Source organism: Streptomyces sp. NPDC059003, from assembly GCF_042740445.1.
Classification (GTDB): Bacteria; Actinomycetota; Actinomycetes; order Streptomycetales; family Streptomycetaceae; genus Streptomyces.
On the sequence record NZ_JBHYJH010000030.1, the window covers coordinates 32,218 to 41,103 of the forward strand.

Genomic DNA, 8,886 nt, shown 5'->3' on the forward strand with positions numbered 1-8,886 from the left:
CCGGACCACCTCCGCTCGCGCGGAGAGCACACGACAGGGAGTCGGCGATGCGCGGGAGCATCGCGACGGTGGGGGCGGCGAGTCGGCGCCGGGCGTCGGCGGGAGCAGGGGTCGTGCGTGGTGGGGCTGGTTTGGTCATGCGGTTTCCCGGGCGGGGGCGATGCTGAGCAGGCCGCAGCCGTAGGCTTTGCCGCGGCCGATGCCTTCGGTGATCTTTTTGCGGAGGGGTTCGGGGTCGGTGATGGTGGCGGTGCCGTCGAAGCGTGTGCGGGCGTGGCAGATGCGTTGTGGCTGGAGGGAGTTGCGGGGGCTGCGTGTGCCGCGGGCGGTGTCGAGGGGGTGGGAGAGGTGGGTGAGGGGTTTGAGTCCGGCGGTGTCGGCCTGGCGGAGCCACCATTCGTCGGCGTCAACGCCGTGGAGGGAGACGACGGCTGGCAGGTTGTAGAGGCGGCGGGTGGTGGCGCCGGGTTTGCGGACGGCGCTGGCCACGCAGCGGTAGTGGACCGTCAGGCCGGGGCGCAGGGCGTTGAGGAGAGCGTCGAGGGGGCGGGTTGTGCCGTTTCCGTAGCCGGTGGGGAGCTGGCTGAGGTCAGGTTCGGTGGTGCTCTGCAGGAGGATGTGTACTCCGGTGGGGGTGTCCTCGGTACGGAAGAGAACACCGAAGCGGGCCCGTGGGTCAGGGCCCGCCTGCGTGGGGAACAGCGTCATGAGGCGGCGGTGCAGGACGACGGCCGTTTCGGTGCTGTTGAGGTCGCAGCGGGCCTCGCGGGATCGCTGGTCGGGGACGATGCGGGTCAGCCAGGTGGTCAACGGCTGTGTCCTTCCGGGGCTGGGCGGGCGAGGTGTTCGCCCAGGTATGCGGTGAGGGATGCCAGGTGGCCGGTGCCGAGTCCGGTGTGCTGGTCGGCGGGTAGGTGGAGGGTGCGCCGGTAGAGGGCGCGGGCGCGGTGGGTGCGGCGGCTGGGGTGGAAGGAGACCGGCTGATCGTTGATCTCGCTCACGGGGTGTGTGCCCTCTTGGCTGTCACCGGTGGCTAGTTGCTGTGGAGTCTGGAGCAGGTTCAGGGGCCGGTCGGAGAGGAATTCGACGTCCCGGCTGCCGTTGCGCGGGCGGGGTGCGGCGAGCGGGAGATGCACGAGGTGGTGCAGGGGATCGGCGGTGGTGCCCAGCAGTAGGGGGCCCTCGGGCGGGCAGGAGCGGCGCCCCAGGAACAGTGGCCAGCGTGGCGTGGTGAGGGCGTGCGCGGCTCGGTGGAGGAGCTCGGTGTCGGCGGGGCTTCCGGTGATGGCGATAGTGAAGGCCGCGTCGGCGAGGTAGGTGCGGTGGGTGAGGAGTGTGCCGGTGTCGCCGGGCCGCTTCTTGCCCTCGGCGGTGGTGACGGTGGCCTTGGCGGGCAGGCCGCCGCCGACGGTGTGCAGGTCACGCAGGAGGACGCCGGGCCGGTCGACACGAATCGTCAGGGACAGGCGGGCGAGGTCGTCCGGCGGCTGATCACGGCCCCGGCCGAGCGCGGACGCCAGGAGGCCGAGGACGCCGGAGCGGGTGGGAAAGGGTGCTGTGTCGCGTTCGTTGAAGGGGCTGCGCTCGCCCCAGGACTGCAGGGGGCCGGCAAGCCGTAGCAACAGGCCCGTCTCCGCGGGTGCGTTCGGGGTATGGGGGGAGTTCACGCCGTCTCGTCCTTGCTGTCGGCGAGCGCGGCGTCGAGGACGGTGGTGATCAGGCTGTCGAAGGAGTCGTGGCGTTGGCCGAGTCCGGTCAGGTCCCCGGTGTGCAGGCCTGCCCAGCCTGAGGTGAGCACGCGTCCGGTGCCGAGCAGCCGGTTGGCGGCAACGGCGTATTCGTCGAGCCGGGTCCGGGAGGTCTGTGCGAAGCCGCCGCGGGCCTGGACAGGCTCTTCGAAGGCCGCCGCGTACGACAGCGGGCGGTCGGTGCGCACGCACAGGTGGACCAGGTCGGGGATGGTGTGGGGGGCGGTGGAGTTCTTCTTGGCCTGGGGGAGTGACTCGATGAACGCGGCCAGGAACGCGGCGGTCAGCTCGCGGGCCGCCTGCGGTTCGTCGCCGATGTTGGCGGCGAGGTCACGCAGGTCGACGGTGGCATAGCGGTAGAAGGTGCCGGCGCTGAACTCGGCGTGCCCCATGTGGCCGCTGCCGGTCGCGTCGCCCCAGGCGGCGGTGATGTCGTCGACGGCGGAGAAGTAGTCGAGCTCGACGTCGGTCTGGTGGGTGGTCAGGGCGTGGGCGACCTGGACGGCGCCGTCCACCCCGGCGTTGTCGACTTCGGCGAGCATCCGGCCGAAGAGGTTGATGACGCCGTTGCGCGAGCGCAGCACCGCCTCGACCTCGTCCTTGGGCAGCACGCTCTTGTCGGCGGGCTTCTTGATGTCTTTGGCCTTCTCCAGCGTCTCACGGTGGGCTTCGGCGAGGTCGGCCAGCTCGGCGACCGCCGTCTGCGGCACGTACACCATCGCGTTGGTGAGGACCTTGTTGGGCACGGTCTGCTTGGCGTCGGCCGGGTCCTTGGCGAGCTCGAACTTGATGCTGCTGGCCGCTGCCATGTGGGCGCCCGCGCGCTGGGCCGCGGTCTCGGTCCAGTCGCGCTCGAGCAGTTCGCGGGTGACGCGTTCGCCGATGCGGCGGGTGCGCAGGGCGGCCTGGCCGATCTTGTCTTCGAAGACGGCACGGGTGGCGCGCTTCCAGGACTGGCTGCTGACGCGCGTGCGCAGCGTGTTGCCGTACTGGACGGTCTTCACGGAGTTCGTGTCGTCCCGGTTCAGGTTGGCGAACGGGACCGACTGCAGGATGTGGAGGTCGATGAAGCGGGCAGGAATGGACACAGGGGGTTCCTTTGCGGGGCTGGGTGTCAGGGGAGGGGCGTCATGCGCGGGCGGGACCGGTCAGCCGTCGGCTTCGGGTTGATCGGTCTCTTCCCGGGCGGCTTCTTCGAGGTCGCTGTGGTTGGCCTGCTCGCGTGCGTCCGCGGAGCGCTGCCGGTAGTAGTCCTGCAGCCAGCGGCGGGAGATCGACCCGCAGTGGTCGGGCCAGGCGATCAGGTCGCTCAGGAGCTGGGCCCAGTCGACAGGTACGTCGAGCCCTCTCAGGTAGCCGACGGCAGCGGGCAGGTGGCGGTGCAGGCCATCGATGCTCTGCCGGGTGAGGAGGTTCAGGCGTGCCTCGGCCGTGGACTCCCGCATCGCCTTCTCCCGGCCGGGACCGGATGTGACGGCGGTGGCGAAGGCCATGCCCAGGCTCCTGCCATAGCGTTGTGGTTCTTTCGGCTTTGCTGCTGGTTCAGCGGCCGATTCCGCCGCAGGTCCAGCAGCGGTGGCGCCACCGGTGTCGTGTTCCGTCAGCGGCTTGGATGCATCCGTGGTGGCGGAGCCACTTCGTGGCTGAGCTGCGATCATCGCGGCCACCGCGTAGTAGGCCCGCTGCTCCGCGCCCGCGCCGAGGCTGTTCTCCGGCAGCCATGGTGCGATGAACCGGTGCATGCGCTGCGTTTGGCGGTCATTGACCGAGCGACGCAGACCGCTCCGCAAGGCGCTGCGGGCTCCGGGTTCTTCTCGGCAGAGCTGCTCCGTCCACTGGGTATAGGCCAGCAGACGCTGACGCTTTGCTGCGGCCCTGTCGGTGGTGGTCTGAGTTGTCATCCTGCTCCTCGTCCTCCTAGCCGTCGTCAGCGGTGCGCGCGCGTGCGGCCTGAGCCTTGTGGGCTTCGTCGGCCTTCTTGCGCACTCCGCCGTACAGCCCGAGCCGGGCCTCGGAGGCAGCCTTCGCGCCGCGTTGGGTACGGGTGATGGAGGCCGTCACGGTGTCGTACGCCTCCAGCGCCAGGGCCAGGAACGCAGACCGTGTTCCGGCTCTGTCGAAGCCTGCGCCCGGCGTTTTGCCCGAGCGGTCCAGGTGGCGGAAGCGGTCCCAGAATTCGGCTTCGGCCCGGGGCCAGTAGCGGGCGGCGGCCTCGGCTGCCCAGGCGTCGCCCTTGGCCTTCGGGTCGCGAACGTAGGCGGCCCAGGCCTGCTTCACCGCCCTTTCCAGACGCCGCCCGTACAGCTCGCCGAGCTGCCGCAGCTGCGCCACGGGCAGGGCAGTGCGCGGGGTGTCCCGTTCTGCGAAGCCCAGTACCGCGGGCGTGGTGCCGTCCACGAACTGGATGTCCTTGGCCTGTGCCTCCTGCTCGAAGCCGAGGGCACGCACCCGCAGATCCTCCGATACCTCGAAGGCGTACTCGAAGACCTCTGGCCGCCTGGGCTGGGCGGTGCCCGGCGGCTCCTTGAGGAGCAGCGCGTCCAGGTCCCGCCACAACGCGCGCCGGGAATCGGCCGGGCGCGGGTAGCGGTTGCCCTGCTGGCTCACCTGCCAGATCAGGAAAGGGTCGTCCCGCGGAATGCGGCCGGTGCGATACGCCCAGGTGATGTAGGCGTCCCGCACCCACCGGCCGTCATCTCCCCGCGGCACCAGAAGCAGAGCATGCTGGGAACACGCCGTAAGGCGCGAACAGGGACCGGCTGGTTCAGGGGGTACCGCATCGGGGTCCGGCAACTCGCCCCATTCCCACGGGCATTGGTCCTGCGAGCGCGTCACGGTGACTGCCGGCCTGACCAGACCGGCCAGCAGCGTCTCGAAGAGTGTTTCCCCTTCGGGGTGGTACGAGAGTGCGGTGCGCAGCGGACCGGCCGTTGCGCTGGCGCTCTTCTTGCCGTTCACCTCACGGGACGAGCAGCGGCCCGATGGCCCGTAGTAGTGCCACACCAGAAGATTCAGCACTGCCTCCGATGCGCTTAGCGGCTCGGGGCGGGCGTCTCTGTCGGGCCTAAACCAGGCGTGATTGTTGCCCGAGGCGCGCGTGACGATCAGCTTGTTCACCCCGGCGGTGTTGTCCGCGTCGCACTGATCGGACAGGCGCGCATCCTGCATCCACGGCCGGCCGCCCTCGGGGTCGTACAGGAAGAAGCGGTGCTCGTACGCGGCCAGGTACGCCTCGATGCCGTCCTTCGGTAACTCGCCTGCATCCAGTACTTCTTCGCGCCGAGTTCCCCAGTCCCTGGCCCCGGCCTCGTCCAGGCCGGTGATCCGGGCAGTGAGCGCGTAGAGGGTGCGCAGAAGGCTGGAGTGTGCGGGCGGGGAGGTGACCGCGAGTGAGGCGATCTCGCTGCTCCGCTCGAGCAGTTCACGTAGCCCGATGTGGTCGGGAGGCTCGTCACTCGAGGAGGCGTAGACGCTGGCTGCCCAGCGGACGGGAATCCAAGGTTCGTTGAGCAGGTTGTAGGCAGGTGTTGGCATGGTGCTCCAGGTGAAGGGTCACAATGGAGGCGGGGTCTCCGCGGGTGCGGAGGTGAACCGTGTGCTGGTTGTGGAGCGACACGTATTGCCCCCTCTGCCCGCGCAGGCGGGCTGTGCCGCCCTGGCAGCCGGTCAACCGGAGAAGAACACCGGGCGCCAGGGCGGCTGTTGAAGAGCGTATGTGAAGTGTGCTGGTTGAGGAGAAGGCTTCTTCAGGGGCGGCTTGAAATCATGGTTGCGCGGCTTCCAAACCCACGTCCGACGTCCGGATCGTGCGATCCCCGTGCTGGCAGGACCAGCCGATGGTCACCTTCTGATCGAGCTCCTGCCGCATCCGCAGGAGCACCAGATCGCGGAGCAACGGCTGCTCCGCCCAACCGCCCGGGGCCGCATGGCCCTCCCCGCCCCGCAGCCACTTGCCCGGCACAGGGGCGACATGGGACATGATCTCGGCCAGCTGGCCACGGCAGAGACCATGACCGCCTTCGGGCAGCGGATGGACTCCAGCTTCGTCGAGCGTCAGGGAGCCGTCGCTCTGCTCATACAGGCACAACACCCGCCCTGTATCGGCCCCTAGACGGGTCGTCAGCAGCTCCTCTGTGACGCCGGCCTCCCGCCGACTGAGCCGATGGAGATCGCCAGCCACGTCGGCCGGGGCACTGATGCCCACCCTGGCGGCCAGGTGGGTCTGGGCCATCTCCTCGGCCTGGCGCTCAGCATCCAGGATGCGCTGCTGCTCCTGCTCCGCGGCCCCCGCCAGCCGGTCGACGAAGTCCTGCGCGTACACGGTGTCGACCAGGTGCTGGACATCGCCCGGAACGTCGATGCCCTCCCCTTGCGAGTCGGTCAGGATGAGGGCGGTGCGGCGCAGCAGCCCGGCGTCGTAGACCGACCCCCAACTGCGCGGCACCGTAGTTACGCCGTCGGAGCTGACAGGTTCCAAGACGACCAGGCGCGGCTCATCCTCGGGGAGCGCCCAGCAAGGACGCCCTGTCTCACCGCGCTCGTGACGGCGACCGCGCCCGGCGCGCTGGAGAAGCTGAGCCAACGGGGCGAGATCGCTGACGATCAGGTCGAAGTCGAGGTCAAGAGACTGCTCCACGACCTGGGTGGCGACGAGAACGGATCCAGGGCGCGGCTGAGCGACATCCTGCTCGCCGCACGGCTTGCCGTACGCGGTCTCGCACTCGGCGGTGATGCGCTGCCGGACGCGCGCCGGGTAGCGCGAATGCAGTAAACGCAACCCTCCTTGACGCCCGGCGAGGCCGGGGAACGCTCCGCGCAGATCCCGGTAGGTCTGCTGGGCCTCAGCGACCGTCGTGCAGCACACCAGAGCAGTGCCCCCCTCGGACACGACGGGGCGCAGCGCCTCCCGCAGGGCCTCGCGCCGCCCCCCGGGACGCGGGGCCCGCGCCGGGTCCGCTTCCGTATCCCACACAACCGACCGAACGTTGACGTCGATGCGGCGGGCCCGTTCGCTCCCAGTCGCATGCGGCGGCGAGACGGAGCCGGTCGCGACGTCTGTGAACAGCCAGCCCGGGTAGCAGGGTTCGACGGCCGACGGCTCCGTGAACCCGGCACCGCGCCGGTAGGCATCCACCAGCGAGGTCGCCGTGCGGCCCGTCAGCGTGGCCGACAGCAAGACCACCGGTGCGTGGAACGCGCCGAGCCATTCCAGCAGACGGATGAGCAACTGGTGCATCCACGGCCCGTAGGCATGGGCCTCATCCACCACCAGAACCTTGTCGGACAGACCGAACAGCCTCAGGGAGTTGTGCGTGAGAGGCAGCACGCCGCTTAGCACCTGATCGATAGTGCCTGCGCCGAGAGGAGCAAGCAGCCCGCGCTTGTGCCCACGCAACCACGCGCCGGCCGCAGTCGCGGTCTCCGCGTCGCCGCTGATCTCACCGTCCGACAACCGCTCGCCTTCAGCGAACCCAGCATCCCCCGCGTAGAGAGGGCTGAGCCAGGCCATGGAATGCAGAAGCGTCATGGCACGCTCTCCGCCCATGGCGGCCTGAGCGAACCTCCTCACCCTCGGGAACATCGCGTCCGCGGTGGCCATCGTCGGCAGCGCGAAATAGAGACCGCGCGCCCCAGCCGCCCGGCCCAGCACCGACGCCGCATACAGAGCGGCCTCCGTCTTGCCGTCGCCGGTCGGAGCCGTGACGAGCAGCAGCCCTGTCCCCCCGGCCGCCACCAACTGCGGCAGCCGATCGGCGAGATCGCCCTGCAGGGCGTTGGGAGTGAAGGAAAACATGGCGCCGAACTGCTCGGCATCGAACCGAGCCCGGCCCAGCTGCGCCCTGGACACCAGTCCCGGAGCGACCTTGCACACATGCTCCCAGTGGGTGTCCAGCTCCCCAGGAGTCGCCCGCCAGCTCTCGGGCGGCAGCCTCGGAATGATCGCCTCCTTCTGGCTGGCCAGCCAGTCCGCAACGACGACCAGACTGGAGACGATCACGGCCAGCTCAGCCGTCAGCCCTTGCGCAGGCACGGCATCGGCGCCGATCACTCGGCGCAACTGGGCGAAGTGCACCTCGCGTTGGACGGCCCAGCCCTCCTCCCCGAGGCCGGGCTGATAGTCGCTCGCCGCGTCCAGCTCCTTGGCCAGAAGCACTCGACCGAAACACCCATGGTGCCCACCGAGCAGCTGAGCAACCTGATGACTGACTGCCTGCCGCATCCGCCTCCGATCCCCTGGATAGCCAGCGCCTTCCAACAAGTGAGCGAGCGCCCAGTGCGTCGCTATCTCGTGGCGAAACGCACGCTCGTCCACCGCACCGGGCGCAAACGCGTAACGGGGATCCTCACGCACCGAAGCGAAGGCCTCTGGCACCTGAGCCTGGAACGGGGGAGTGATCTTCCCCAGGTCGTGCAACCCGGCCCAGAACGAGAGCACCACACGCGCCTCGCCCACCGGCAAGGCGAGCGTGCAGGCTATCCGCTCACGTACGGAATCGCCGAGCAAGCCATCCCAGAGAACTCCGAACACGGCGGCCGTGTCCAGGAGATGACAGATCACGGGATAGGGGCGCAGCAACCCCCGCTGCTTGCCCCACATCCGGGCATCGACAGGCACGTCCCCGCACGAGTGGCTCTCTCGCTCCATGGCATCAGAAATAGCAGCCACCACTGACAACGGGCCTCCACCAGGAGAAACCCGTGACCGACGCTCGCTTTGACTGGGAGCATAGGATTCCCCTATGCCTGATCCACGACTCGCACTTCGGCGATGGCTGGGCTGCGCCGTGGTGCCGGTTAAAGAGTATGCAAAGACGCTGTAGCGCCCCAGGTCAGGAAGAGTGCTCTCCGCGCGAGCGGAGGTGGTCCGACCATGACCATCAGGAACAGGCCGATGAGCGCGTGCTCTCCGCGCGAGCGGAGGTGGTCCGTACTCGGCAAATCCGCGAGTCAGCTTGGACAGGTGCTCTCCGCGCGAGCGGAGGTGGTCCGCTCAACGCGCAGAAGCAGTCGGCGGATGGGCTGTGCTCTCCGCGCGAGCGGAGGTGGTCCGCAACACGAGCTACTCGGGTTCGACCTCGGCGAGTGCTCTCCGCGCGAGCGGAGGTGGTCCGGCCCGGATCCGGGCCGAGGTGATGAG

The 8,886-nt window shown here is 69.3% G+C and carries 6 protein-coding genes and 1 CRISPR repeat array; all 6 genes read right to left on the reverse strand.

Features of this window, described 5'->3' with window-relative positions; translation table 11 throughout:
* Positions 1-135 precede the first annotated feature (135 nt).
* Entirely contained in the window at positions 136-810 is a 675-nt protein-coding gene (gene cas6e / locus ACFWZ5_RS14245; protein WP_384789142.1) for a type I-E CRISPR-associated protein Cas6/Cse3/CasE, read from the reverse strand.
* Positions 807-1,667, reverse strand: a complete 861-nt coding sequence (gene cas5e / locus ACFWZ5_RS14250) for a type I-E CRISPR-associated protein Cas5/CasD (protein WP_384789139.1) — start codon at positions 1,665-1,667, stop codon at positions 807-809. Before cas5e ends, cas6e begins: the two co-directional genes overlap by 4 nt.
* A complete protein-coding gene (gene cas7e / locus ACFWZ5_RS14255) occupies positions 1,664-2,836 on the reverse strand; it encodes a type I-E CRISPR-associated protein Cas7/Cse4/CasC (protein ID WP_384789136.1) in 1,173 nt (390 codons plus the stop codon). Before cas7e ends, cas5e begins: the two co-directional genes overlap by 4 nt.
* A 60-nt stretch (positions 2,837-2,896) precedes the next feature.
* The gene (gene casB / locus ACFWZ5_RS14260; RefSeq protein WP_384789133.1) at positions 2,897-3,649 is read right to left on the reverse strand and encodes a type I-E CRISPR-associated protein Cse2/CasB; all 753 of its coding nucleotides are present in this window, start codon (positions 3,647-3,649) and stop codon (positions 2,897-2,899) included.
* Between the two features lie 16 nt (positions 3,650-3,665).
* Positions 3,666-5,282: a type I-E CRISPR-associated protein Cse1/CasA gene (casA, locus tag ACFWZ5_RS14265; protein ID WP_384789130.1), complete on the reverse strand. Its 1,617-nt coding sequence runs from the start codon at positions 5,280-5,282 to the stop codon at positions 3,666-3,668.
* A 229-nt stretch (positions 5,283-5,511) separates the two neighbouring features.
* Complete coding sequence (cas3, locus tag ACFWZ5_RS14270; protein ID WP_384789126.1) at positions 5,512-8,346, reverse strand: CRISPR-associated helicase Cas3'; 2,835 nt, start codon at positions 8,344-8,346, stop codon at positions 5,512-5,514.
* Between the two features lie 241 nt (positions 8,347-8,587).
* A CRISPR array of direct repeats spans positions 8,588-8,860; the repeat unit is 29 nt; unit sequence GTGCTCTCCGCGCGAGCGGAGGTGGTCCG.
* Positions 8,861-8,886 lie beyond the last annotated feature (26 nt).

What these genes read in the sequence shown, in the direction of transcription:
- cas3 (WP_384789126.1), bottom strand. Translation starts at nt 8,346, where the DNA reads ATGTGGGGCAAGCAGCGGGGGTTGCTGCGCCCCTATCCCGTGATCTGT.
- casA (WP_384789130.1), bottom strand. Translation starts at nt 5,282, where the DNA reads ATGCCAACACCTGCCTACAACCTGCTCAACGAACCTTGGATTCCCGTC.
- casB (WP_384789133.1), bottom strand. Translation starts at nt 3,649, where the DNA reads ATGACAACTCAGACCACCACCGACAGGGCCGCAGCAAAGCGTCAGCGT.